The sequence below is a fragment of the Streptomyces sp. NPDC039609 genome, from assembly GCF_055596705.1.
In genome coordinates this window covers 118,395-143,886 of sequence record NZ_JBVIUJ010000019.1, presented here as the reverse complement: position 1 = coordinate 143,886, position 25,492 = coordinate 118,395, and the positions used below count along the sequence as shown (strand labels likewise).

The window sequence follows — 25,492 nt, the reverse complement described above, 5'->3', positions numbered from 1 at the left end:
GAAGTAGATGTCAAAGGCCACCTACCAAGATCGGTAGGTGGCCTTTTCCCTTGTGCCCCCGGCAGGATTCGAACCTGCGACACCCGCTTTAGGAGAGCGGTGCTCTATCCCCTGAGCTACGAAGGCATTCCTGGTCGGTCGGCCCTCGGGCGCCGCCGGGTGGGGTCCTCGTGGACCTTTTCCGGGCGGGCGACCTGGTAGCCCACTGACCGCTGACAGCCTAGCGGATCAGGCTGTGCGGGTGCGCCCCGCATGAGGGATCATGTCCGGGCGCCCGCGTCGATGGGTGGGTGACCTGCGGAAACGGTCAGCTTGCTGCTCTCTTGAAGAGCTCGCCGATGCGTGCCTCGTCGGCCGCTGTCAGCTTCGTCAGGGCGAAGGCCGTCGGCCACATCGAGCCCTCGTCGAGGTTCGCCGGGTCGTTGAAGCCGAGCGTGGCGTATCTCGCCTTGAACTTCGCCGCGCTCTGGAAGAAGAAGACGACCTTGCCGGCCTTGGCGTACGCAGGCATCCCGTACCAGAGCTTCGGCGTGAGGTCCGGCGCGCTTTCCTTGGCGATCGCGTGGATGCGCTCGGCGAGGGCGCGGTCCTCGTCCGGCATCTCGGCGATCTTCGCGAGCACCTCGGTCTCCGGGTCCGCCTTGGCCGCGCGCGGGCGGCGCGTCGAGGACTTCAGCTCCTTGGCGCGCTCCTTCATCGCGTCGCGCTCCTCGGCCGTGAAACCGTCGTACTTCTCGTCGGACTTCTGCGTGTCGCTCATGGCAGTTCCTCTTCCATTGGTCGGTGTCCGTGTGGAGCGGGAGAGCGGTGGTGTCAGGCGAGCCAGTGGCCGTCGCGCATCAGGTCGCGGCCTCGCAGCTCGTTCGCCTCCCGCCACGCCTGGATGCGCCGTGGGCGGATCCGGAAGTACTGGTAGGGCTGGTCGAGTTCGCGCGGGTCGAAGCCGGTCCTGGCCGCGAACGCGTCGCCCGTCCCCGGGGCGAGCTCGGCGATGTCCACCGGCTCGGCGGTGCCGTCGACGAGGACCACGTCGCGCGTCGGTCCGAGCCCGAGACGTACCTGGCCGTCCGCCAGCAGGTTGCGGCCGGTGATCGAGGCCCGTGGCGTCGATATGAGGAACGTCGTTCCGTCCCAGAGGTACGAGAGGGGGATCAGATGGACTCCCAGGGAGTCCGAGGAGCCCGGCGTCGCGACCCAGAGGTCGACGTCGTTCTCCAGCCTGTCGCGCGTGTCCTTCAGGCGCTCCTCGAGCCCACGCGGCGGTGCGTCCGTCACGCTTCCTCCCAGGCGAAGCCGTCAGGGTCGGTGAACGCGCTGCCCGTGGTGCCCAGCGCGATCCGGTGCGATCCGGTGCCGTCGACGGGGACGCCGACGTCCTTGGCGAGGGCGCGGCGGCCGTACAGCGCCAGCTTGACCGGGCTCGAGTCCGCGGTGGCGAACTCGACGTACTTGCGGCCGAAGCTCTTCGTCACCCTGAGGCCCTGGTCGACGTAGAACTGCTTGCTCTCGGCCACGTCCGCGGCTCCGATCAGCAGCACCATCTCGTCGATCTTCCGGGTCGCCGGGCCGGTGTCCTTCTTCGCCGACGTGGCGATCTTCCAGATCGCTCCGTCCGGGGCCTGGACGACGCCGCCGTAGCCCCAGAACGACTTAGACGCGGGCTTGAGCACCGTGGCGCCGGCCTCGACGGCGGCGTCGACGAAGCCGCGGACGTCGGCCGGCTGGGACACCGTGAGCGACAGCGAGAACCCGCGGAAGCCGGTCGTCGGCTTGTCCGAGGCCCGCAGGCGGACCCGGCTGCCCAGACCGAAGGCGGAGTAGAAGCGTTCGGCGGCCGCTACGTCGGTCACCTCGAGGGTGAGGGATTCGATGGAGGCGGTGGGGGTGGTGGAGGTCGTTGCGTTCATGGCATTCACGCTAGTTCCGGCTCCCTCGGCAGTGCTTCTCGATTCCTGACCGGTCCGGTGCCGGCTGGTGCCTTTTCGACGACTCCGGTGTCGGCTGGTGCCGTTTCGACGAGTCCGGCTCCGAGCGGTGCCGTTTCGACGAGTCCGGCTCCGAGCGGTGCCGTTCCGGCCGGGCCCATCACCGCGTGGCGCCGGTACTCGTCGGGTTCCATGCCGACCAGCTCGGTGAAGTGCGCGCTGAACGTGGCCGGCGACGAGCAGCCGACCGCGGAGCTGACCTCGGCCACGCCGAGGTCGCCGCGCCGCAGCAGCACCGTCGCGCGCTCGATGCGACGCGTCATCAGATAGGCGTACGGCGAACCGCCGTAGGCGAGCCGGAACTGCCGGCTGAGGTGCCCGGCCGGCATGTTCGCGTCCCGGGCGAGGCTCTCGACGTCCAGCGGGCGGGCGTATTCCCGGTCGATCCGGTCGCGGACGCGGCGCAGGTGCGTGAAATCGCTCAGTCGCTGCGCGGCGGTGCGGGCGCGCGACCATCCGGGATGACACATGGGTGAGCTCCTTTCGTCCAAGCGGGCGGTGGCGAGGTGCTCAGCGAAGCTCCTGGATGCGGATCAGGTTCCCGGCGGGGTCGCGGAAGGCGCAGTCGCGGATGCCGTACGGCTGCTCCGTCGGCTCCTGGACCACCTCGGCGTCGGCGGCCTGGACCTTCGCGAAGGTGTCGTCGAGGTCGGGGGTGGCCAGCAGAATCCAGCCGTAGGTGCCCTTGGCCATCATCTCGAGGATGGTGCGGCGCTCGTCCTCGGTGATCCCGGGGTCGGCGGCCGGCGGCGCCAGGAGGATGGATGTGCCGGGCCGGCCGACGGGGCCGACCGTGATCCAGCGCATCTTGCCCTGGCCGACGTCGCTGCGGACCTCGAAGCCGAGGGCGTCGCGGTAGAAGGCCAGAGAGGCGTCCGGGTCGTCGTGCGGAAGGGCGGTGGTGTTGATCGTGATGTCCATGGTCGTCACGCTAACTCGGCCTGGACGAGCGGCGCTTCTCGAATACTGATCCGTTCGGGCGGCCGTCGGCCGTCCCGTGCGAGCCGGTGCCCGCGCCCTGATCCGCGCCCTGATCCGGTCCGTGATCCGGGCCGTGATCCATGCCCTTCTGACCTGCGGCGACGGGTGGTACGTTCCGGGACAGGACGGGACGGGACGGAGCGTGTCGTGGAGAGGGTGGACGTGCGCGGAGCAGAGAGGGCCATGGGCATCGGTGCTCGGTTGGCCGCGCCCGGCGGGCCCTTCGCGGTCGAGGACGGGGTGTACGTCGGCGGCCCCCGCACGCTGCGGGAGTTCGTGGAGGCCACCTGGGCCTACGGCGACCAGGTCTTCCTGGTGTCCGAGGACGGGGAGCTGACCTATCGGGAGTTCTTCGACGCCGCCTGCGGGCTCGCCCGGCGCTTCGGCGAGGTGTACGGGCTGCGGCCGGGGGACCGGGCCGTCGTCGCGATGCGGAACCATCCCGAGTGGCAGATCGCCTTCTGGGCCGCCCAGCTCGCCGGCCTCGTCGCCGTGCCCCTGAACGCCTGGTGGACCGAGGCGGAGCTCGTGTACGCCCTCGACGACTGCACGCCCCGGATCCTTCTCGTCGACGGCGAGCGGGTCGAGAGGGTCCGGCGGTGGGCGGGCGAGCACGACGTGCCCGGAATCGTCTTCCACGGGGAGGCGCGGGAAGGCTTCCAGGAGTACGTACGCGACACCGATCCGCTTCTCGGGCCGCCGCCCGTCGACGTGCTGCCCGAGCACGACGCCACCATCATCTACACCTCCGGGACCACCGGCCGTCCCAAGGGCGCCGTCGCCACCCACCTCGCGCAGGCCGGGGCCGCGATGAATCCGCGGTACTACGCCGCCGCCTCCGCCCTCGGCCGCGGCACGGTCCCCGGGCAGGGGCCGGCGCCCGTCTCGCTCACCACGTTTCCGTTCTTCCACGTGGCGGCGTTCACGTCGTTCTACTCGGTCATGGCCGCCGGCGGGACCCTCGTTCTCATGCGGAAGTGGGACGCGGACACGGCCCTGGAGCTGATCCGGCGCCACCGGGTCACGCACTACGCCGGTGTGCCGACGACCGCCCTGCAGCTGCTCGACCGGGCGGAGGAGACCGGCGATCCGCTGGAGAGCCTCGTCATGCTCAACACCGGGGGCGCCGCCGCCCCGCCCGAGATCGTGGCCCGCCTCACCGCCCGGTACGGGGAGCGCATCGAGCCGCGCAACGGCTACGGGCTCACCGAGACCTGCGGGGGCGTGTTCGCGAACTTCGGGGCCGAGTACCGCGCGGATCCGCTGAGCGTCGGCCGGCCCACGCCCGCCACCGAGATCCGGATCGACCGGCCGGACGCCGACGGTGTCGGGGAGCTGTGGCTGCGGGGGCAGTCCGTCGTCCGCGGGTACTGGGGCGACGAGGAGGCGACGAAGAACGCCTTCGGCGACGACGGATGGTTCCGTACCGGGGATCTCGCCCGGCTCCACGACGGGCGGATCACCCTCGTCGACCGGCTCAAGGACATGGTGATCCGCGGCGGCGAGAACGTGTACTGCGTGGAGGTCGAGAACGTCCTCCTGGACCACCCCGCCGTCCTCGACGCCGCCGTCCTCGGCGTGCCGCACCCCACCCTGGGGGAGGAGGTCGCCGCGGTCGTACGACTCAAGGAGCCGTCGAGCGTCACGGTCGAAGAGCTACGGGCGCACGTCGGCGCGCGCCTCTCCGCCTTCAAGGTGCCGGCCCATGTCGTCGTCCGGGACAGCGAGCTGCCGCGGAACGCCACCGGGAAGATCCTCAAGCGGGAGCTCAGGGAAGAGCTCACGGGCGCGTGACACGGACCCGGTAGTGGCCTTTGGCGTTCTCGTGCGTCACCGCGATCCGGATGCCGTTCGTACGGTCCGTGAAGGTCTCGCCCGGGCGGTACGGGGCGTCCGACAGCTCCGCGTGGACGTTCGGGCGGCGCGTGCAGCCCCCGCTGTCCTTGTCGCTGTCCGCCACGGTCACCGGGCCGTGCCCGGTGTCGACGTCCGACTCGACCCGGTAGATCAGGACGCCCGGCTCGCACACGGCCTCGTCGTTGCCGGCGCGGGTGCGGACCTCGATCGCGTAGCCCGATGTGTCGGAGAGCGGTACGAAGGCGAGCTTGTCGCCGCCCGAGGCCGCCAGCGGGGTCAGCGTGTACTCGTGCGTCCCGGGCGTGGACGCGCAGCTGACCTGCTCGTTGTCGAGCCAGCCCAGCTTCCATTTGTGCCAGCCGAGGAGGTCGTTGTTGGCCCCCCAGTCCTCGGACATGATGTCCCAGTGCCCGACCGTGCCGCCGCCGTCCGCGGTGTAGAGGTCGGGCAGGCCGAAGACATGGCCGTTCTCGTGCGGCAGGACGCGGTAGCCGGTCGCGGCGTACGAGCCCGAGCCGTCGTCCTGGCGGCTGTAGACGAAGGACGTGTTGGAGAGCGGGACGCCGTCCGCGTACGGGGCGTCGTCGTTCCCCGAGAAGGTGACGGACAGGACGGTGTCCAGGGCCGAGGGGCCGGCGTTCGGGGTGATCAGGATGTTGACCAGGTCGTACGCGCTGAAGTCCACCTTCGGGTCGGCGGCCTTCACGATGTCCTCGACGAAGCCGCGGTAGCCCGGTTCGTACGGTGAGCCGCGCTCTATCCCGTACGAGGAGAACGGTCTCGGCATCCGCAGCCAGTCGGTTATCGGGGCGTCGGGGTGGTAGTGCAGGCGCCCGTACGAGCTGGTGCGGAACCACTCGGAGGTCTTCGGGAAGAACTCGCGGTAGCGGCCGAGCGCCGTGCCGTCCCCGGGCGCGTCGGGGAAGTCGATCATCAGGTTGAGGGCCCTGACCTTGCCCGTGGAGCGGGCGTAGCCCGGAGCTGTCGGCAGGCCCTCCGACATCTGCACACCCATCGTCGTCGCGATCCGGCACGGCCCGAGCTTGGACTCCCGTGAGTCCTTGGGTGCGGTGGCCACCGGGCCCGCCGAGGCCGGTGCGGGGCCGGGGAGGGTCGTGCTGGCCGAGGCCAGTGCGGCGAGCGCGAGGGCGGCTGCCACGGCGAGGGCGACGGTTCTGCGTATCCCCCGGCGGGTCTGGTGCATCCGGTCGCCTCTCTGGTCAGCCTCAGGTCAGCGTCAGCCGGCTGCCGGGTCGGCCGGTCGGGCCGACTGGTCAGCGCCGCTGCTCGATCAGCCTGTGTCGAGAGGTGCGCGGGCGCGCGCGGGGTTGGCCCGATCGTGGGTATTCGACGAAACACTTCGAATGTGACCCAGGTCACACTCCGGGCGGGAAATAACCGGGGACTCGCTCCCCGTTTGCACCTGTGTTCCAGGAAGTGGGGACCCAGTCCCCGGATCGTGAGACCGGATCATCAGAGGGAGGCTGTGGCGTGAGCGCCCAGGCAGGCACCGAGCCCACCCGTCGCGTCGTCCGCCCGCGGGCGGACGCTCTGCGCAACCGCGAGCGGATCGTGACGGCGGCCCGCGAGATGTTCGTCGAGTTCGGCCCTCAGGTGCCGCTCGACGAGATCGCGCGGCGCGCCGGGGTCGGCAACGCCACGCTCTACCGCAACTTTCCCGAGCGCAACGACCTCATCCACGAGGTCGTCGTCTCCGTCACGTCCCGCACCACGGACCTGGCGGAGGAGGCGGCCGCGGCCGTGGACGCGGGGGAGGCCGACGCCTTCGACGCCCTGCGCCGCTTCACCCATGGCGCCGCCGACGAGCGCATCGGGGCCCTGTGCCCGATGCTCGACGGCACCTTCGAGATGGACCAGCCCGAACTGGTCGCCGAACGCACGCGGTTGGAGGAGGCCGTGCGCGGTCTCGTCGACCGGGCGCACCGGTCGGGCAAGCTCCGCCCCGACGTCGATGTCGGGGACCTGCTGGTGGCCGTCTCCCAACTGACCCGCCCGCTTCCGGGCACCGCCTGCCTGAACATGGACCGTTTCGTCCATCGCCATCTGCAGCTGTTCCTGGACGGTCTCGAAGCGCCCGCGCGCTCCGTGCTGCCCGGCTCGGCCGCCACTCTGGAGGACCTGCGGGGCGATTCCCACGAGTCGTGACCCCGAGCTGACCGTCCCGTGACGCACCCCGTGACGCACCCGTGACGCATCCCGAAACGCACCCCGTGACACATCCCGAAACTCACCGGCCGAAACGCGCTCCGCAACGCGCATTCGAGCCCTAGTACGCCCTGTACTTACGTCCAGTTTTTTCCTTTACGCACCAAGAGGTGGCCATCCCCATGTCCGAAACGGATCCGAGGCGCTGGAAAGCGCTGATCTTCATCGCCCTCGCCCAGCTGATGGTCGTGCTCGACGCGACGATCGTGAACATCGCGCTGCCCTCCGCCCAGCAGGACCTGGGGATCTCGGACGGCAACCGGCAGTGGGTCATCACGGCCTACGCGCTGGCCTTCGGCGGTCTGCTGCTCTTCGGTGGCCGCATCGCGGACCTCTGGGGCCGTAAGCGCACCTTCGTCGTCGGTCTGATCGGCTTCGCCGCCGCCTCCGCCCTCGGCGGGGCCGCGACCGGCGAGGCGATGATGCTCGGCGCCCGCGCGCTCCAGGGCGCGTTCGGCGCGCTGCTCGCGCCCGCCGCGCTCTCCCTGCTCGCGGTGATGTTCACCGATGCCAAGGAGCGCGCCAAGGCGTTCGGCATCTACGGTGCGATCGCCGGTGGTGGTGGCGCCGTGGGCCTGATCCTCGGTGGCTTCCTCACCGAGTACCTGGACTGGCGCTGGACCTTCTTCGTCAACATCCCGTTCGCGATCGTCGCGGCCGCGGGCGCGTACTTCGTCATCCGTGAGCCGGCCGGCGGGCGCAACCGTTCGCCGCTCGACATCCCCGGTGTGGTCCTGTCCACCCTCGGCCTGGTCGCGCTGGTCTACGGCTTCACCCGCGCCGAGTCCGAGGGCTGGTCGGACGCCACGACGGTCGGCATGTTCGTCGCGTCCGCCGTGCTCCTCGCCGCCTTCGTCCTGACCGAGGCGAAGGTCAAGTCGCCGCTGCTGCCGCTGCGCGTCCTGACCGAGCGCAACCGCGGTGGTGTGTACCTCTCGCTGGGTCTCGCCGTCATCGCGATGTTCGGTCTGTTCCTCTTCCTGACGTACTACCTCCAGGTCGTGAAGGGGTACTCGCCGGTCAAGACGGGCTTCGCGTTCCTCCCGATGATCGCGGGCATGATCATCGGCTCGACCCAGATCGGTACGCGGCTGATGATGCGCGTTCCCCCGCGCTGGCTGATGGGCCCGGGCTTCCTGACCGCGGCCGTCGGCATGCTGCTGCTCACCCAGCTGGAGATCGGCACCTCGTACGCCGGTCTGATCCTGCCCGCCCAGCTGCTGCTCGGCCTCGGCATGGGCACGGCCTTCATGCCTGCCATGTCGCTCGCCACGCACGGCGTCGACCCGCGGGACGCCGGTGTGGCCTCCGCGATGGTCAACACCTCGCAGCAGGTCGGCGGCGCGATCGGTACGGCGCTGCTGAACACGATCGCCGCCTCGGCGACGACCGCGTACATCGCCGACCACGCGGCCGGTGCCACCAGCCAGGGCGCCCAGAAGCTGCTCCAGCTCCAGGGCATGGTCGAGGGTTACGCGGCGGCCATCTGGTGGGCCGTCGGCATCCTGGTCGTCTCGGCCGCGATCGCCGTCACCCTCATCAACACCGGGAAGCCGGGGTCCGGGGCGGTGGCCGCGTCCGGGTCCGGCGAGGGCGAGGGCGTCGAGGACGAGGTGAAGATCCCCGTCATCGCGCACTGACGCACCGACCCACCCGGTCGCCCGACGCACCGACCCACCCGGTCGCCTCCTGCCCTGGTTCCGCTCAGCGGAGCCAGGGCAGGTCCGCGTTCGGGTCCGTCGGCTGCAGGCCCTGCGCCATCACCTTCATGATCTCGCCGAGCTGCTCCACCTGGAGCGGGGTGAGCCGGTCGAACATCGCCTGCCGTACGGCGGCGACATGGCCGGGGGCCGTCCGCTCCAGCACCTCGTACCCCTCGTCCGTGAGATACGCGAACTGTCCCCGCTTGTCGGACGGGCAGTCCTCGCGGAGCACCCAGCCCTTCTTCTCCAGGCGTGCGACGGCGTGCGAGAGCCGGGAGCGGGTGATCTTGGCGCCCTTGGCGAGCTCGGTCATCCGCAGTCGCCGGCGGGGTGCCTGGGATAGCTGGACGAGCAGACCGTAGTAGATGTGCGGCATCCCGGCGTCGCGCTGCAACTGGCGGTCGAGATGGTCCTCGAGGAGGGTGGTGGCGTGCAGGTATGCGCGCCAGACGTGCTGCTCCTCGTCGCTGAGCCAGCGGGGCGCGTCGTTGGGTGCCATGGTCATGTATCTATCCTACGGCTCATTCTTGAAAGTTGAACTAGATCGGGTCTAGGCTCGTCATGTCAGGTGAGCTTGAACTTTCAATGACTGCTTGGGTCGGTCCGGGCGACGTCGACGTCGCCCCGGGCGACACCGGCCCGGGACGTCATCGACCCGGAACGGAGGCGGTCGTCATGGACGCCGACACCACGCTGGAACGGATGCCCGCCCTCTACCTCTCGCACGGCGCCCCGCCGCTCGCCGACGACCCGGTCTGGCCCGGCCAGCTCGCCGCCTGGTCGGCCGGGCTGCCCCGGCCGAAGGCGATCCTGATGGTCTCCGCCCACTGGGAGGAGGCCCCGCTCGCCCTCGGCGCGACCGAGACCGTCCCCCTCGTCCACGACTTCTGGGGCTTCCCCGAGCACTACTACCGGGTGCGGTACGCGGCACCGGGCGCGCCCGAGCTCGCCGCATCGGTCCGCAAGCTGCTGAACGGACCCGGCACTCCCGTGCAGGACATCCCCGACCGGGGGCTCGACCACGGCGCCTACGTGCCGCTCGTGGAGATGTTCCCGGACGCCGACGTCCCCGTACTCCAGATCTCCCTGCCCACCCTCGACCCGCGGAAGCTGATGGACGTCGGGCGCCGGCTCGCGCCGCTGCGCGACGAGGGCGTACTGATCGTCGGCAGCGGCTTCTTCACCCACAACCTGGCCGCACTGCGGCACCCCGGGCCCGGGGTGCCGGGCTGGTCGGCGGAGTTCGACGACTGGGGGCGCCACGCCCTGGAGGCCGAGGACGTCGACGCGCTCCTCGACTTCGAGCACAAGTCCCCGGCCGGCCGGCTCGCCCACCCGCGCACGGAGCACTTCGCACCGCTGTTCGTCACGCTGGGCGCGGCGGACGCGGCGGGGGACCTGGGCGGCGGCCGGAGCGTGATCGACGGGTTCTGGATGGGCCTCGCGAAGCGCTCGGTGCAGTTCGGCTGAGGCCGCCGGTCGGGGCTCGCGGTTCGACCGGGACCGCCGTTCGGGGATCTTGGTTCGGCTGAGGCCGCCGGTCGCGTCGTGCGGTGCGGCTGAGCTCGCCGGTCGCGCCGTGCGGTGCGGATGAGTTCACCGGCCGCGGCTCGCGCGGTTCGGCTGGGCTCGCCGGTCGCGCCGTGCGGTGCGGATGAGTTCACCGGCCGCGGCTCGCGCGGTTCGGCTGCCGAGCTCCGCGGTCGGGCCTTCGCTCAGAACACCGGCGGGTTGAGCTCGACCGCGCGGACCGCGGCGGTCAGGGCGAGCGGATCGACGATGTCGAGCGCGGTGTCGGTGAACTTGATCGTGTGGTCGTCGCCGTGCGCCGCCGCCCGCTCGAAGACCTCCTCGGCGGTGAGCGTGACGGGCGTGTACGGGGCGGGCTCGGGCGGTGTGTAGGCGGCGGTCACCGCGGCGGAGGCCGCCCAGGCCGCCGACAGGCTCGGCGCCCACAGCTCGCGCGGCAGCGCGGGGAGGGTGCGCAGGACCGCGTTGGGGGCGGTCGCGGCGTGCACCAGCATGATCGGTTCGCCGTGGCCGTGGGAGGCGTAGCGGTGGGTGGCGGCCGTGACCAGTTCGGTGAGAAGGGTGTGCGCGGTCTCCGGGTCGGGGGCGGCGCCCCAGCGGGGGAACGCGGTCAGCTGGGGGAGGCGGTCGCGTATCCCGCCGTCCTGGCGGGGGATGGGCGGCACGGCGTCGAGTGCCGCTGCCGCGCTCGGCGCGGGGGCGAGGTCGGTCAGCGGGGGCAGCGGCTGGTGGCGGGCGGCCCAGTAGCCGAGGGCGTGCGCCAGTTCCGCCCTGCGTGGCGCCGTCTCCGGGGTTGTCAGGAGAGTGCGTACGGCGTGACCGGTACGGATCACGGGGTGGGTCGCGCCGCCCGCGATGCCGGGGAGGAGGCGCGGCCACCACTCGGCGAGCACCTCCCGCCAGGGTCGCTCCTCGGTCTCGCGCTCGAAGAACCGCGCCCAGTCGGTGATCCGGGCCGGGTCGCCGAGCGCCTCGAGCCAGTTCGCGGCGGTGACGGGGGAGTGGAGGGGCGGCATGTCCTCCAGCTTGTGGCGGTAGTGGTCGAGCCAGCGGTGCACGGTCGGGGCGTGGCCGTGGCGCACGAGCGCCTCGACGGCCATCGGGGCGTGGTTGGAGAGCCAGCCGCGGCGCTCCGGGCCGGTGGCATGGAGGCGTTCGAGGGCTTCGTCGAGGGTGCCGGTGGTGTCGTCCATGGGGCGACGGTAGGTGCGGCGACGGGTGATCCGTAACGGCCGCGGGACCTAGTCCGGACCTAGTCCCCGCTCTGCCGCGGGACCTACTCCTCGGGGTGAAGGGCCTTCTCGTACCAGGCCACGTCCCAGTACCGGTCGAACTTCCGGCCGACCTCTCCGTACGTGCCGATGTGGTGGAAGCCGAAGCGGGTGTGGAGGCGGATCGAGGGCTCGTTGGGGAGCGCGATGCCGGCGTAGGCGCGGTGGACGTCCTCGCCGGAGAGCGCCTCGAAGAGCCGCTCGTAGAGGAGTGTGCCGATGCCGCGGCCGGCGGCGTCGGGGGAGAGGTACACGCTGACCTCCACGGATGTGGCGTACGCGGCCTTGGGGCGGAAGGGGCTGCTGGTCGCATATCCGAGAATTCGGCTTTTCGCCTCTTTCCGGACATCGCGAGCAACCAGAAGGCGATGCGGGCCGTCTTCACGGTAGGAGCGGAGCCAAGGGAGTCGCCCCTCCGGTGCGAAGGGCTGGGTGTCGAAGGTGATCGCGGTCTCGCGGACGTAGTGGTTGTACAGCTCCGTCAGCGCCTCCAGGTCGCCCTCCGTGCCCGCCCTGACCTGCGTATCCGCGTTTTCAGACAGCATCTATCCCCCTCGGTGGCGGCACAGGGTACTGCATGATCGCGAAAATCGATGCGCCGGGTGGGAATTCTGTCCTGATTCCAGTCGTTGTTTCCGTCGGATGCAGGGCACCCGAGAGGGTGTCGCGACCTACTCAGCAAGGGAGCACGCATGGCAACCCGTGCCGTCGCCCGTCGTTCGTCCGCCAAGAGCGGGAGCAGCACGCGGGCCAGCGGAGTTCGCGCCGTGGGCGGGGAGATCGCCGACCGCGACCTGGTCGGCATGTACCTCGACGAGATCGCGCGCACGCCCCTGCTCGACGCCGCCAAGGAGGTCGAGCTCTCCCAGACGATCGAGGCGGGTGTGTACGCCCGGCAGATCCTCGACGGAGAAGCAGAAAGTGAGGCGGGCGACGCGTCCCGCGAGGAGCTCGAAGCGCTCTACGAGGCGGGCGAGCGTGCCAAGGACCTCTTCATCAAGTCGAACCTGCGGCTGGTCGTCGCGGTCGCGCGACGCTATCCGCGCAGCGGACTGCCCCTGCTCGACCTGATCCAGGAGGGGAACGCGGGCCTGGTGCGCGCGGTCGAGAAGTTCGACTACGCGAAGGGCTTCAAGTTCTCGACGTACGCCACGTGGTGGATCCGCCAGGCCATCACGCGGTCCATAGCCGACCAGTCGCGCACGATCCGGCTCCCCGTCCACCTGGTGGAGGAGCTGGGGCGGATCCGGCGTGTGCAGCGCGAGTTCAACCGGGAGCACGGCCGCGAACCGGAGCCGGCGGAGATCGCGGCCGAGCTGGACAGCAAGCCGGAGCGGGTCGTCGACGTCCTCGACTGGGCGCGGGACCCGGTCTCGCTGAACATGTCGGTGGACGACGAGGGCGAGACGCAGTTCGGCGACCTGCTGGAGGACACCTCGGCGGTGTCGCCCGAGCAGTCGGTGCTGACGCTGCTGCGCAGTGAGGAGCTCGACGACCTGATCGACAAGCTCGACCACCGCACGGCGTCGATCATCCGGATGCGGTACGGAATCGAGGACGGCCGGGAGCGGACTCTGACGGAGGTCGGCAAGGAGCACGGCCTGACGCGGGAGCGGATCCGCCAGATCGAGAAGCACGCGCTGCTGGAACTGAAGAAGATGGCCCGCGACACGGGCTTCGACGCGGTGGCCTAGAGCGGCCGGCGGACCGGGGGAGGCGCGGTCGGGGTCCCCCCGGCCGGGTTCGTGCGGGCCGCCGCGGGCGCTGGGCCGTGGCATGGCCCTGCGGCGCCCGACGCTGGCGCGGCGCCAGGCTTTGGACAGGACGGGTTGGCCGGGTGTCTCCGCTGCGCGGGCCCATGGCGGGCGCCTCCGCTACGGGCTACCGCGCACCGACGCGGTGGTCTAGAGCGGCCGGCGGGCCGGGGGAGGCGCGGTCGGGGGTCCCGGCCGGGTTCGTGCGGGCCGCCGCGGGCGCTGGGCCGTCGCCTGGCTCTGCGCCGCCCGCGCTGGCTCGGCGCGAGGCTTTGGACAGGACGGGGTGGCCAGGTGTCTCCCCTGAGCGGGCCCATGGCGGGCGCCTCCGCTACGGGCTACCGCGCACCGACGCGGTGGTCTAGAGCGGCCGGCGGGCCGGGGGAGGCGCGGTCGGGGGTCCCGGCCGGGTTCGTGCGGGCCGCCGCGGGCGCTGGGCCGTGGCATGGCCCTGCGGCGCCCGACGCTGGCGCGGCGCCAGGCTTTGGACAGGACGGGGTGGCCAGGTGTCTCCCCTGAGCGGGCCCATGGCGGGCGCCTCCGCCATGGGCTAGCTCGGTACCGGCGCCGGGGACGCCGGGGACGCCGACGCTGCGGCGCCGCCGAGCCCGCCCGCGAGCCCGCCCCCCTCCCGGGTTGCGCCCGTTCTTAGGACGCGCTCGTCCTCCCGGGGTCGCGCCCCGGGCTGTGCCCGCCCCGCTGCGGGGCCTGCTCCCGGGCTGCGCCCCGACCCTCGGGTCGCGCTCGCCCCCTCCCGGGCTGCGCTCGCCCGCGGTCGCGTCAGGCCGTGGTCGACGCCGTCAGGCGGGTGGCCAGCTCCGTCACGTAGGTGATCAGTGGGGTCGGCGCGTGGATCGTGAAGGGGGCGTCCACCAGGGCCAGGCGGAGGGCCAGCCATTCGATCGAGTCCGCCGTGGGCGTGCGCAGGCGACAGGTCGTCGCGCCCGTCGCCGTCGGGGTCAGGTGGCCGGGGAGGCGGGCCGCCACGAACTCCGCCGGGGCCTCGAAGGTGACGTCCAGGTCGACCTCGGGCTGCTGCGCCCGCGTCATCGAGCGCGCCATGTACTCCGCCGCGCCGCCCTCCGGCAACTCCCGCGCGGGGAACCGCGCCCCCGTCGCGAACGGGTCCGACACCCGGTCCACCCGGAACGTGCGCCAGTCCTCGCGCTCCAGGTCGTACGCCACCAGATACCAGCGGTGCCCCGTCGACACGAGCCGGTACGGCTCCACCAGCCGCCGTGATTGCGTGCCGTCCCCCGCCCGGTAGCCGAAACGCAGCCGCTCCTGACCCGTCACCGCGCCCGCCAGCGCCGTCAGCGTCGACGGCGCCACCGTCGCCCCGTCCCCGCGCGTCAGCGGGATCGTCGCGTTCTGCAGCGTGGAGACACGGTGACGCAGCCGCGACGGCAGCACCTGCTCCAGCTTCGCCAGGGCACGTACCGACGCCTCCTCCACGCCCTCGATCGCGTGCCCCGCACCCGCTCGCAGCCCCACCGCGATCGCGACCGCCTCCTCGTCGTCGAGGAGCAGCGGCGGCATCGCCGCGCCGGCGACCAGGCGGTACCCGCCCACCGCGCCCTTCGTCGCCTCGACCGGATAGCCGAGCTCCCGCAGCCGGTCGATGTCCCGCCGGATCGTGCGGGCGGAGACCGAGAGCCGGTCGGCCAGCTCGCTGCCCGGCCACTCACGCGGAGTCTGGAGCAGCGACAGCAGATTCAGAAGTCGTGCCGGAGTGTCCGTCATGCCTTCCAGGATGGCGTTTATCTAGGACATCAGCTGACCTAGATGGCCTCTATCTTCATCGTATGAGTTCACACGACGCCGTTCCGGAAGCGGCCACGGAAGCGAAGGCCGCCACGGAAGCGGTGGCCGACCGCCGGCGCTGGATAGCCCTCGCCATCGTCATGACCGCGGCCTTCATGGACCTGGTCGACGCCACGATCGTCAACATCGCGATCCCGAGCATCGAGCGCGACCTCGGCGCCTCGTTCGGCGCCATCCAGTGGATCACCGCCGGTTACGCCCTCGCCTTCGCCGCCGGTCTGATCACGGGCGGACGTCTGGGTGACATCTTCGGGCGCAAGCGGCTGTTCCTCCTCGGCACCGCGGGCTTCACGGTCGCCTCCGCGCTGTGCGGCTTCGCCGCGAACCCGGAGATGCTGGTCGCCTCCCGCCTTCTCCAGGGCGCTGCGGCGGCGATGATGGTTCCGCAGGTCCTGTCGATCATCCACGTCACCTTCCCCGCCCACGAGCGCGGCAAGGTCTTCGGAATGTTCGGCGCCATCATCGGCCTCGGCGCGGTCTCCGGCCCGCTGCTCGGCGCCCTGCTCACGCAGTGGAACATCGCCGGCCTGGAGTGGCGCCCGATCTTCCTGATCAACCTGCCGGTCGGCATCGCCGGTCTGCTGCTCGGCCGGAAGTTCATCACCGAGTCGAAGGCGCCCAAGGCGCTCCGCCTCGACATCGTCGGCGTCCTGTTGGTCACGCTGGCGCTGCTGATGCTGATCTACCCGCTGACGCGCGGCCGCGAGCTGGACTGGCCGCTCTGGGGCCACCTGTGCATGGCCGGCAGCCTCGCCGTCTTCGCCGTCCTCATCGCGTACGAGAAGTACAAGACGAAGAAGGACGGCTCCCCGCTGCTCGAGCTGTCGCTGTTCAAGGTGAAGAGCTTCGCGGCCGGCATCGCGGTGCAGCTGACCTTCGGTGTCGTGATGGGCATCTTCTTCCTGGTCTGGACGCTGTACATGCAGAGCGGGCTCGGCTGGACCCCGCTCAAGGCGGGTCTGACGGGCGTGCCGTTCTCGATCGCCGTCTCGACGGCGGCCGGTCTGTCGGTGCAGAAGCTGGTGCCGCGCTTCGGCCGCAAGGTGCTCCAGGCGGGCGCGTTGACGATGGCCGCCGGCGTGCTGCTCTACATGGTCGTGGCCGGCCGGTACGGCACCTCCATCGACCCCTGGCAGATGATCCCGCCGCTGGTGGTCATGGGTCTGGGCATGGGCCTGATCGTGGCCCCGCTGACGGACGCGGTCCTCTCGGACGTGCCGCGCGAGCACGCGGGCTCGGCGTCGGGCCTCATCAACACGACCGGGCAGATGGGCATGGCGCTCGGGCTCGGACTCGTGTCGGTCGTCTTCTTCGGCGTGATCGACGAGGAGCGTCTCGCGAAGGCTCCGACCGAGGTGGGCGCGGCCTTCACGGACGCCTTCCAGAACGCGCTCGGGTGGACGGTGGCCGTGCTCGCCGGAATCTTCCTGGTGATGTTCGCGCTGCCGGCGAAGCCGAAGCAGCATGTGGAGGGCGCGGAGGCGGACGCGGGCGACTCCGAGGGAGTCGCGAAGGAACCGGTGCTCACGCGCTGACCTCGCGCCGTACGCGACGAAGGCCCGGACCTGGGCATCCCGGTCCGGGCCTTCGTCGCGCACGGGCCTCGGGGTGTGGGGCCGGGGACTTCCGGCATCCGAGGCCTGGGCCGTGGCCCCGGGCCTTCGGTCCGAATCCCCACCCGATGCCCGTTCGTGTCCGCAGCCATGCCCGAATCCGTTTACTTTCTCCTCATGCAGGCGTAACCTGCAACTGAAACCACAGGTTCGGGCATGGAACGGACGTAAAACCACATGTACGCACCCGAGCGACAGCAAGCGATTCTGCGGCTCGCCCGCGAGAGCGGACGCGTCGACGTCCTCTCCCTCGCCGAGGAGTTCCAGGTCACCGCCGAGACCGTACGGCGCGACCTCAAGGCCCTCGACCGGGCCGGGCTCGTACGCCGGGTGCACGGTGGAGCGATACCGGCCGGGCGGCTCGACTTCGAGCCCGACCTGGCCGAGCGCGAGGCCACCGCCGCCGACGAGAAGGACCGGATCGTCCGTGCCGCCCTCGCCGAACTCCCCGACGAGGGCAGCGTCGTCCTCGACGCCGGCACCACCGTCGCCCGGCTCGCCGCCGAGTTCCCCCTCGAATGCGGCCTGACCGTCGTCACCCACGCGCTGCCCGTCGCGGCCCGCCTCGCCGACCACCCCGGCATCGACCTCCACCTCGTCGGGGGCCGCGTCCGGCACCGTACCCGCGCCGCCGTCGACGCGTGGGCGCTGCGGGCGTACGGAGAGATCCGCGCCGACGTCGCCTTCCTCGGCGCCAACGGCTTCTCGCCCGACAACGGTCTCACCACCCCCGACCTCGCCGAGGCCGCCGTCAAGCGGGCCGTGATCGCCTCCGCCCGGCGCGTCGTGCTCCTCGCCGACTCGGCCAAGTACGGCGAGGAACACTTCGCCCGCTTCGGCGACCTCACCGACGTCGATCTGCTCATCACCGACAGCGGGCTCAGCCCCGAGGACGCCGCGGCGATCGAAGCCGCGGGAACGGAAGTCGTACGCACATGATCCTCACCGTCACCCCCAACCCGTCGCTGGACCGGACGTACGAGGTCCCGGCCCTGGACCGGGGCGAGGTGCTGCGCGCCTCCGCGGAGCGCATGGATCCGGGCGGCAAGGGCGTCAATGTCTCCCGCGCCGTCGCCGCGGCCGGACACCGGACCGTCGCCGTCGTCCCGCTCGGCGGTGCGCCCGGTGCGCTCGTCGCCCAACTCCTCGCCGAGCAGGGCATCGAGGTCGCACCGGTACCGGTCGCCGGCCACACCCGCTCCAACATCGCGCTCGCGGAGCCGGACGGAACGCTGACAAAGGTCAACGCGCCCGGTCCGGAGCTCACTTCGGAGGAGTCGGAGACGATCCTCACCACGGTCGGCGCCTACTCGCCGGCGGCGGACTGGATCGCCTGCTGCGGCAGCCTGCCGCGCGGTCTCGCGCCGGAGTGGTACGCCGAGCTGGTCACCCGCGCCCACGGAGCCGGGGCCCGGATCGCGCTCGACACATCGGGCCCGTCGCTGCTCGCGGCCCTCGCGGCCCGGCCGGACGTGGTCAAGCCGAACGCCGACGAGTTGGCGGAAGCGGTCGGACGGCCTCTGGCCACGGTCGGCGACGCGGTGAAGGCGGCGGAGGAACTGCGCGAGTCGGGGGCGGGCGCGGTGCTGGCGAGCCTGGGCGCGGACGGCCAACTGCTGGTCACCGCGGACGGCACCTGGTTCGGGGCGGCGGCGGTCGACACGGTCCGCTCCAACGTCGGCGCGGGAGACGCCTCCCTGGCCGGATTCCTCGCGGCGGGGGGAGAGGGCCCCGAGGCGCTGGCGGCGGCGGTCGCGCACGGCGCGGCGGCCGTCCAGCTTCCGGGGAGCGAGATGCCCACACCGGCCGATCTGAACCCGTCGGCGGTCACCGTGACCGACGACGTACCCCTCGACCGAGTACTCAGCGAGCAAGGGAGCCCGCGATGAGCAAGATGATCACCGCGGACCTGGTCGATCTCGACCTGTCCGCCGGCACGAAGGAAGCGGCGGCCCGTTCGCTCGCGGAGCGCATGGTCGCGCTCGGCCGGGTGACCGACCTCGACGGCTTCCTCGCGGACGTGGCGGCCCGCGAGGCCCAGATGCCGACGGGGCTCGACGGCGGCATCGGCATCCCGCACTGCCGCAGCGCCCATGTGACGGCCCCGACGCTGGCCTTCGGCCGCTCCCCCTCGGGCATCGACTTCGGCGCCCCGGACGGTCCGGCGGACCTGATCTTCCTCATCGCGGCGCCGGCGGGAGCGGACGACGCCCACCTGACGATCCTCTCCTCCCTGGCCCGCCAGCTGATGAACGAGGACTTCACGACCGCCCTTCGCTCGGCGACGTCGGCGAGTGGCGCCGCGTCCTTGATCCTGGGCGAGACCGCGGACGAAACGGAGTCGGCCGGGGTGGCCGCGCCGACGACGCCGAGTGCGGAGCCGTCACCCGAAGCCGCCGCCGCGCCGGGCGGCGAAGTCGCCGGCGGGGTGTCGGGCGCGGAGCCCGCCCCGCCGACCGACTCGACTGGTGAAACCGTCGACGCTGCGTCCGGCACCGTCGGGGGGCTGGGGGGAACCCCCAGTCTCGGGGAGGGGCGGGGTGGGGGAGCAGAACCCACCCCCTTCCGTATCGTCGCCGTCACCTCGTGCCCCACCGGCATCGCCCACACCTACATGGCCGCCGAAGCCCTCGAGAAGGCGGGCGAGGTCGCGGGTGTCGAGGTGGCTGTCGAGACACAGGGGTCCGCCGGGTTCACCCGGCTCGATCCGGCCGTCGTCGAGGCCGCCGACGGCGTGATCTTCGCGCACGACGTGCCCGTACGGGAGAAGGAACGATTCGCCGGGAAGCCGACCGTCGACGTCGGCGTCAAGGCCGGCATCAACCGGCCCGCCCAGCTGATCTCCGAGGTCCGCGGCAAGGCCGAGCGCGGCGAGAGCACGGCCCCGGCCGGCCGGCCCACCCCGGTCGAGAACGCCGGTGAGCCCACCGAGGGTTACGGAACCAAGCTTCGCAAGTGGCTGATGTCCGGCGTCAGTTACATGGTCCCGTTCGTCGCCGCGGGCGGTCTCCTCATCGCCCTCGGCTTCGCCATCGGCGGCTACGACATCGACAAGGCACCCTCCGTCGCCGAGCACTTCGCCTGGGGCCAGGCCGACAGCTGGGCCGCCCTGATGTTCCAGATCGGCGGGCTCGCGTTCGCCTTCCTCGTCCCGGTGCTCGCCGGTTACATCGCGTACGGCATGGCAGACCGACCAGGCCTCGTACCCGGTTTCGTCGGAGGTTCGATCGCGCTCACCATCAACGCGGGCTTCCTCGGCGGCCTCGCCGCCGGTCTCATCGCCGGTGGCACGGTCCTCGCCATCCAGAAGGTGAAGGTGCCCGGAGCCCTGCGGGGCATCATGCCCGTGGTCGTGATCCCCCTGCTCGCGTCGATCGTCGTCGGCTTCCTGATGTTCCTGGTGATCGGCAAGCCGATCGCGAGCCTCCAGAACGCCCTCACCGACTGGCTCTCCGGCCTCTCCGGCGCCAACGCGATCATCCTCGGCGTCATCCTCGGCCTGATGATGTGCTTCGACCTCGGTGGCCCGGTCAACAAGGTCGCGTACGCCTTCGCCGTCGGCGGTCTCGCCAACCCCAACGAGGGTTCCCTCAAGGTCATGGCCGCCGTGATGGCCGCCGGAATGGTCCCGCCGCTCGCGATGGCGCTGGCCACGACCGTGCGCGGCAGGCTCTTCACGAAGACCGAGCGGGAGAACGGCAAGGCGGCCTGGGTGCTGGGGGCGTCGTTCATCAGCGAGGGCGCGATCCCGTTCGCCGCGGCCGACCCGCTGCGGGTCATTCCGGCGGCGATGGCGGGCGGCGCGGTCACAGGCGCGCTGTCGATGGCCTTCGAGTGCACCCTGCGGGCCCCGCACGGCGGCATCTTCGTGATCCCGCTGATCGGCAACCCGCTGCTCTACCTGCTCGCGATCATGGCGGGCACGCTGGTGAGCGCCGCGCTCGTGATCGTCCTCAAGGGCGCGCGGAAGGCGGCGCGGGAGGCGGAGGCGGCGGGGGCGATACCTCAGGCTGAGACGAAGGTGGCCGTAGCAGCCTGACCGGCCGCCCCGTGAGGGCAGCCCCGAGGGGCGGTGCGTACTGCTGGTGCACCGCCCCTCGGGCGTACCGCTCAGGTCAGTGGCGGTTCACTGCACCTCCGGTGTCCAGGGCGCGCCCGAACTTCATGGAGCGCATGACCACCGCCGGCAGTGCCGACTGCTGGGTCCAGGGCTCGTCCCAGGTGAAGGTGGTTCCGCCGACGTCACCGTGCGTCTGCCACACCGTGTTGTCCGTGGTGATCACCTTGACGTACGCGTTGACGCCCCGGGCCTCGATGCCCACGGCGCACACGTTCGCCGGGTAGTCGGGGTTGGCCGGGTCGCCGTCGGTAGCGGTCGCGTTGCTGAGGTTCTGCCAGACGATCGTCCCGCCGAGCGTCGGCCCCCGGCCGGCGAACACATTGCCGCCGGTGAGGACGGCCTGGAAGTCCTCGGGACCGATGGGCGGAGTGTGAACGTCGATGTCGGAGCAGGGCCCGGTGGCACCCGTGTCACCCGTGGCGCCCGTGTCACCGGTGTCACCCTTCGGTCCGGTGTCGCCGGTCGGGCCGGCGGGTCCGGTGTCGCCGGTGGGCCCGGTGTCGCCGGTGGCTCCGGCCGGTCCGGTGTCACCCGTCGCGCCGGTGTCGCCGGTCGCTCCGGTGTCGCCGGTGGCTCCGGCCGGTCCGGTGTCGCCGGTGGCTCCGGTGTCGCCGGTCGGCCCGGCGGGTCCGGTGTCGCCGGTCGCTCCGGCCGGCCCGGTGTCACCAGTGGCCCCGGTGTCGCCAGTTGCGCCGGTGTCACCCGTGGCGCCCGTGTCGCCGGTGGCTCCGGCAGGTCCGGTGTCGCCGGTGGCTCCGGTGTCGCCGGTCGCGCCGGCGGGTCCGGTGTCGCCGGTTGCTCCGGCCGGTCCGGTGTCGCCCGTGTCACCGGTGGGGCCCGTGTCGCCGGTTGCCCCTTGGGCACCGGTGTCGCCGGTCGGCCCGGCGGGGCCGGTGTCACCCGTGTCACCCGTCGGACCGGGCGGACCCGGCGGGCCCGGCTTCTCGCAGTGGTCAGGACCGCCCACAGGCAGTGCCCTCACGTAGCGGTCGTGGTCGGACGCGGCCGACAGGTACTCCGCGAGGCTGCCGCCCATGAACTGCTGGTCCTCGTGGTCCACGAAGTTCTCGTAGTCACCCGGGGGCGCCTCGCCCTCCTCCGGCGGCGCGGCGTTCTTCTCGTGGGACACCGGCCCCCACAGCTGCGGCGGCGGGCCTTCCTCGTGGTGCGGGCGCGGGCCGTGGCCCTCGTGGTGCGGGCGGTCCCTGCACTCATCGCCGCCCGACGGCGTGCCCGTGAGGTTCACCCCCGAAGGCCCGGCCACGCTCTGCGGCGCGGCTGAGACGGGAGTCGTGAACCCCGTGAGTACGAGTGCGATCGAGGCGATGGCACCTCCGTTGAGCCAGGCGCGGCGTCGCGGCAGCGGGCCGAATGCGGACCTGGTCCTGGAATCAGGACTCATGCAATAGCTCCTTCTTCATCCGGATCGAGTGATTCACCGGAAGCGAGTTCGAGCTTCCATTCAGATCATCGGACTGCGATCGCGGCGCCTTTACGTCTCCGAGGGGACTGTCAACGCCTTGGCCTACCGTCACCATCCCCCTGGGTGCGTACGGCGTGGCGAACCTGAAAGCGCCTGTCGGCGTGCCGTCCCCGACCGTCCCTGGCCTGTGCTTATGGTCGCCCCCCACCGAACCACCGGAAGTGGTGTTGCCGTGAAGCCATCCTTCTGCTTGTGCATGATCGTCAAGAACGAGGCCCGAGTAATCGAGCGCTGCCTCGCCTCCGTCCGTGACCTGGTGGACACCTGGGTCATCTCGGACACGGGTTCGACCGACGGCACCCAGGACCTCATCCGCAAGGCTCTCCACGGGATCCCCGGAGAGCTGCACGAGGAGCCGTGGGTCAACTTCGGGCACAACCGCAGCCTGAACATCGCCCACGCCCGAGGCCGTGCCGACTACCTCCTGCTCCTCGACGCCGACCTCGTCCTGCGCCAGGAAGGCCCGCTGCCCCCGCTGACCGCCGACGCGTACATGCTGCGTCACAAGGGCGCGCTGGAGTACCGCATCAAACGCCTGGTCAGAGGCGATCTGCCGTGGCGGTACGAGGGGGTGACCCACGAGTACCTCACCGCCGACCGGAAACACACCCAGGAGAACCTCGACGCCCTCGCCATCGACGACCGTCACGACGGCGGCTCGCGCCACGACAAGTTCGAACGCGACGCCCGGCTGCTGAGCGCCGAGCTCGACCGCGACCCCGGCAACCCCCGTACGGTCTTCTATCTCGCGCAGACGATGCGCGACATGGGCCGGTCCGGGGAGGCGATCAAGCTCTACGAGCGCCGCGCCGCCATGGGCGGCTGGGGCGAGGAGGTCTACTACGCACTCCTTCAGTCCGGCGTGCTCAGGGCGGAGTCCGGCGACTGGCCGGCCGCCATGGACACGCTCACGCGCGCCTGGGACTCGCGGCCGCAGCGTCTCGAAGCCTGCTACGAACTGGCCGCACGGCTGCGCAAGATGCGGCGCCACCACTCCGCCCACGCGATCGTCTCCGCCGTGCTCGACCGGGAGCAGCCGCGTGACGACCTGCTGTTCCTCCAGCCGTGGGTGTACCGCTGGGGCCTGCTGTTCGAATTCTCGATCACCGCCTACTGGGTCGGCGACTACGCGGGCTCGCTCGCCGCGTGCGACCGGCTGCTCGCCATGCCCGACCTGCCCGAGCCGTACCGCAAGCAGACCCAGGCCAACCGCGAGTTCTCCGTCGGCAAGCTCGCCGCCGCCCCGATCCCGCACGCGGCCGCCGCACCGCCCGACGCCGCGGCTCCGCTCGCCGCTGCTCCCTCCGCCGACCCGCCCTCCGTCGACGCGCCCTCCGTCGACGCGCCCTCCGCCGACGCGCCCGCGTCGGTGCGCGGCTAGGGGCGGGCCGTGGGAACGCCCTCCTCCGTCGCCGCCGAGGTCCGGGATCCCGCCCCCGCCGCCACCCGCAGCCCCGCCCCGCCACGCGGCGAGGGCGGCATGCGGCACGGCGTCTGGCTGTGGCCGGCCCTCCTCACCCTCGCCCTGACGTTGTACGAGATCGACCACCCGCTGCTGTGGGAGGACGAGCTCAACACCTGGGACATGGTCACCCGCTCCACCGGCAGCCTGCTCGACACGGTGGGCAACGTGGACGCGGTCCTGACCGTCTACTACCTGCTGATGCACGGGTGGACCGTTGTCTTCGGGGACTCCGTCACCGCCCTGAGGATGCCCTCCACCCTCGCGATGACAGGGGCGGCCGCCTGCACGGCGCTGATCGGGCAGCGGCTGTTCGGCCGCCGCGCCGGGCTCGCCGCGGGTCTGCTGTTCGCCCTCACCCCCGTGGTGGTCCGGTACGCCCATGAGGCCCGCCCGTACGCCCTGGTCGTCCTCGCCGTCGCCCTCGCCACGCTGGCGCTGCTCCGGGCCCTGGACCGGCCCGAACGCGTGGGGCGCTGGGCCGCGTACGCGGCGTGTGTGGCCGCGGTCGGGCTGCTGCACCTGGTGGCGCTGACGGCGCTGGCCGGGCACCTGGTCGTCGTGGCCGCATGGGCCCGTGTCGACCGCGCGCTCGCCGTCCGGGCCGGGCTCGCCGCACTGGCCGGGGTGGCCGCCGTGGCACCGGTCGCGGTGCTCGGCAGCGGGCAGGCGTCACGTCAGATCGCCTGGATCCCCCGACCGAATCTGGAGAGCCTGGCCGCCTTTCTCCCGCAGCTGTACGCCTCCGGGACGTTCGCCGGGGCGGCGACGGTCCTCGCCGTGTCGGCCTGGGCGCAGCGTCGGCGGGCGGGCCGCGCCGGTGCGGCGCCGTCGACGAGCGGCAGTTCCTGGCGGCCGGTGTCCCGGGGGCCGGTCCTGGCCGTGACCGCCATGGCCGTGCTGCCGGTCCTCGCCCTGTGGGCGGTCTCGCACGGCGACATCTCGTACTTCTTCTACCGGTACCTGCTCTTCACCCTGCCGGCGTGGGCGGTCCTGGCCGGTGCGGCGCTCGCCGCGCTCCGTTCCCGCGCCGTCCTCGCCGTCGCCCTGGTCGCCGTGGCGGTACTGAGCCTGCCCGAGCAGCGGTCGGTGCGGGAGACGTACGCGCACTTCTGGCACGGGGTGGACTACAAGGGAGCCGCCGAGACCATCGCCAAGTACCACCGGCCGGGCGACGCCGTCGTGTACGACCGGGGCGAGGACTACTGGCGGCTGCTGGACCTCGGCGTCCGCCACTACCTGCCCGACGAACTGCGGCCCCGGGACGTCTTCCTGGCCCGCTCGGCCGCGGACCGTGCGGACCTCTGGTCCTCGGAGTGCCCGGACCCGGCCGCCTGTCTGCGGAGCGAGGCCCGGATCTGGCTGGTCGTGCCCGCGGGCGCGGCCGACCCGCTGGACGCGCTCCCCGCTCCCCAGGCGCGCGTCCTGCGGAAGCACTACACCGCGACCGGCACCGAACGGCTGACCGGTGTCACGGTGGCACTCCTGGTCCGCAAGTCCTGAACCCGCGGGACGGACCGGACGGACCTGACGGACCGGGCGGGCCGGACGGACCGGGCGGACCGGGTCCCCCGTCCGACACCCGCCGGAGAGCCCGAGGGCGGCCGACGCGCACCGCGCCGACCGCCCTCGTTCATGTCACGGGTGCCCGCCTCGCCGGCCCACGGGTGCCCCGGTGCCGCC

22 protein-coding genes and 1 tRNA gene are annotated in these 25,492 nt (G+C 71.9%); 11 read left to right on the top strand and 12 right to left on the bottom strand.

Going from position 1 to position 25,492, the window contains the following annotated elements; genetic code table 11:
• Window positions 1-53 precede the first annotated feature (53 nt).
• From ACZ561_RS37565 to ACZ561_RS37540, 6 genes are all read right to left on the bottom strand, one after another.
• Window positions 54-126, bottom strand: a tRNA-Arg gene (locus tag ACZ561_RS37565).
• A 181-nt stretch (window positions 127-307) separates the two neighbouring features.
• Complete coding sequence (locus tag ACZ561_RS37560) at window positions 308-760, bottom strand: iron chaperone (protein WP_376444359.1); 453 nt, start codon at window positions 758-760, stop codon at window positions 308-310.
• 53 nt (window positions 761-813) lie between these two features.
• Window positions 814-1,275: a pyridoxamine 5'-phosphate oxidase family protein gene (locus tag ACZ561_RS37555; protein WP_471004188.1), complete on the bottom strand. Its 462-nt coding sequence runs from the start codon at window positions 1,273-1,275 to the stop codon at window positions 814-816.
• Window positions 1,272-1,907 (bottom strand): glyoxalase, encoded by a 636-nt coding sequence (locus ACZ561_RS37550; protein WP_471004186.1) that lies wholly within the window; start codon window positions 1,905-1,907, stop codon window positions 1,272-1,274. Before ACZ561_RS37550 ends, ACZ561_RS37555 begins: the two co-directional genes overlap by 4 nt.
• A 5-nt stretch (window positions 1,908-1,912) precedes the next feature.
• Entirely contained in the window at window positions 1,913-2,455 is a 543-nt protein-coding gene (locus tag ACZ561_RS37545; protein WP_471004184.1) for a helix-turn-helix transcriptional regulator, read from the bottom strand.
• 40 nt (window positions 2,456-2,495) lie between these two features.
• Window positions 2,496-2,906, bottom strand: a complete 411-nt coding sequence (locus ACZ561_RS37540) for a VOC family protein (RefSeq protein ID WP_471004182.1) — start codon at window positions 2,904-2,906, stop codon at window positions 2,496-2,498.
• Between the two features lie 243 nt (window positions 2,907-3,149).
• Between ACZ561_RS37540 and ACZ561_RS37535 the strand changes: the two genes are divergently transcribed.
• A complete protein-coding gene (locus ACZ561_RS37535) occupies window positions 3,150-4,760 on the top strand; it encodes a class I adenylate-forming enzyme family protein (protein WP_471004204.1) in 1,611 nt (536 codons plus the stop codon).
• Here ACZ561_RS37535 and ACZ561_RS37530 read toward each other — a convergent pair.
• Entirely contained in the window at window positions 4,747-6,027 is a 1,281-nt protein-coding gene (locus ACZ561_RS37530; protein WP_471004180.1) for a M6 family metalloprotease domain-containing protein, read from the bottom strand. The genes ACZ561_RS37535 and ACZ561_RS37530 overlap by 14 nt on opposite strands.
• Before the next feature lie 287 nt (window positions 6,028-6,314).
• Between ACZ561_RS37530 and ACZ561_RS37525 the strand changes: the two genes are divergently transcribed.
• On the top strand, window positions 6,315-6,989 hold the full coding sequence (locus tag ACZ561_RS37525) for a TetR/AcrR family transcriptional regulator (RefSeq protein ID WP_471004178.1): 675 nt from the start codon (window positions 6,315-6,317) through the stop codon (window positions 6,987-6,989).
• Between the two features lie 182 nt (window positions 6,990-7,171).
• Window positions 7,172-8,689 (top strand): MFS transporter, encoded by a 1,518-nt coding sequence (locus ACZ561_RS37520; RefSeq protein ID WP_471004176.1) that lies wholly within the window; start codon window positions 7,172-7,174, stop codon window positions 8,687-8,689.
• Between the two features lie 64 nt (window positions 8,690-8,753).
• Here ACZ561_RS37520 and ACZ561_RS37515 read toward each other — a convergent pair whose 3' ends face one another.
• Window positions 8,754-9,257, bottom strand: a complete 504-nt coding sequence (locus ACZ561_RS37515) for a MarR family winged helix-turn-helix transcriptional regulator (protein WP_471004174.1) — start codon at window positions 9,255-9,257, stop codon at window positions 8,754-8,756.
• Between the two features lie 170 nt (window positions 9,258-9,427).
• Here ACZ561_RS37515 and ACZ561_RS37510 point away from each other — a divergent pair, with 170 nt between their 5' ends.
• Window positions 9,428-10,222, top strand: coding sequence for a dioxygenase family protein (locus ACZ561_RS37510; RefSeq protein ID WP_471004172.1), 795 nt, complete (start codon window positions 9,428-9,430; stop codon window positions 10,220-10,222).
• A 245-nt stretch (window positions 10,223-10,467) separates the two neighbouring features.
• Here the strand turns inward: ACZ561_RS37510 and ACZ561_RS37505 are convergent, their stop codons facing one another.
• On the bottom strand, window positions 10,468-11,475 hold the full coding sequence (locus tag ACZ561_RS37505) for a questin oxidase family protein (protein WP_471004170.1): 1,008 nt from the start codon (window positions 11,473-11,475) through the stop codon (window positions 10,468-10,470).
• A gap of 83 nt (window positions 11,476-11,558) precedes the next feature.
• On the bottom strand, window positions 11,559-12,098 hold the full coding sequence (locus ACZ561_RS37500) for a GNAT family N-acetyltransferase (RefSeq protein WP_471004168.1): 540 nt from the start codon (window positions 12,096-12,098) through the stop codon (window positions 11,559-11,561).
• A 147-nt stretch (window positions 12,099-12,245) separates the two neighbouring features.
• Between ACZ561_RS37500 and ACZ561_RS37495 the strand changes: the two genes are divergently transcribed.
• Window positions 12,246-13,247 (top strand): sigma-70 family RNA polymerase sigma factor, encoded by a 1,002-nt coding sequence (locus ACZ561_RS37495; RefSeq protein ID WP_471004166.1) that lies wholly within the window; start codon window positions 12,246-12,248, stop codon window positions 13,245-13,247.
• A gap of 840 nt (window positions 13,248-14,087) precedes the next feature.
• Here the strand turns inward: ACZ561_RS37495 and ACZ561_RS37490 are convergent.
• A complete protein-coding gene (locus ACZ561_RS37490; protein WP_471004164.1) occupies window positions 14,088-15,050 on the bottom strand; it encodes a helix-turn-helix transcriptional regulator in 963 nt (320 codons plus the stop codon).
• A gap of 62 nt (window positions 15,051-15,112) precedes the next feature.
• Here ACZ561_RS37490 and ACZ561_RS37485 point away from each other — a divergent pair, with 62 nt between their 5' ends.
• The 4 genes from ACZ561_RS37485 (at window position 15,113) to ACZ561_RS37470 (ending at window position 20,783) form a co-directional block, all read left to right on the top strand.
• Entirely contained in the window at window positions 15,113-16,666 is a 1,554-nt protein-coding gene (locus ACZ561_RS37485; protein ID WP_471004162.1) for an MFS transporter, read from the top strand.
• Between the two features lie 255 nt (window positions 16,667-16,921).
• On the top strand, window positions 16,922-17,683 hold the full coding sequence (locus ACZ561_RS37480) for a DeoR/GlpR family DNA-binding transcription regulator (protein WP_471004160.1): 762 nt from the start codon (window positions 16,922-16,924) through the stop codon (window positions 17,681-17,683).
• On the top strand, window positions 17,680-18,633 hold the full coding sequence (gene pfkB / locus ACZ561_RS37475) for a 1-phosphofructokinase (RefSeq protein WP_471004158.1): 954 nt from the start codon (window positions 17,680-17,682) through the stop codon (window positions 18,631-18,633). The genes ACZ561_RS37480 and pfkB overlap by 4 nt, the downstream gene beginning before the upstream one ends.
• A complete protein-coding gene (locus ACZ561_RS37470; protein WP_471004156.1) occupies window positions 18,630-20,783 on the top strand; it encodes a PTS fructose transporter subunit IIABC in 2,154 nt (717 codons plus the stop codon). The genes pfkB and ACZ561_RS37470 overlap by 4 nt, the downstream gene beginning before the upstream one ends.
• Window positions 20,784-20,859: 76 nt before the next feature.
• Here ACZ561_RS37470 and ACZ561_RS37465 read toward each other — a convergent pair whose 3' ends face one another.
• A complete protein-coding gene (locus ACZ561_RS37465; protein WP_471004154.1) occupies window positions 20,860-22,266 on the bottom strand; it encodes a collagen-like domain-containing protein in 1,407 nt (468 codons plus the stop codon).
• 277 nt (window positions 22,267-22,543) lie between these two features.
• Here ACZ561_RS37465 and ACZ561_RS37460 point away from each other — a divergent pair, with 277 nt between their 5' ends.
• Together ACZ561_RS37460 and ACZ561_RS37455 are read left to right on the top strand one after the other, a co-directional pair.
• Entirely contained in the window at window positions 22,544-23,728 is a 1,185-nt protein-coding gene (locus ACZ561_RS37460) for a tetratricopeptide repeat protein (protein ID WP_471004152.1), read from the top strand.
• 9 nt (window positions 23,729-23,737) lie between these two features.
• Window positions 23,738-25,312 carry a glycosyltransferase family 39 protein gene (locus ACZ561_RS37455; RefSeq protein ID WP_471004150.1) on the top strand — a complete coding sequence of 525 codons (1,575 nt, stop codon included), beginning with the start codon at window positions 23,738-23,740 and terminating at the stop codon, window positions 25,310-25,312.
• Window positions 25,313-25,492: the final 180 nt, after the last annotated feature.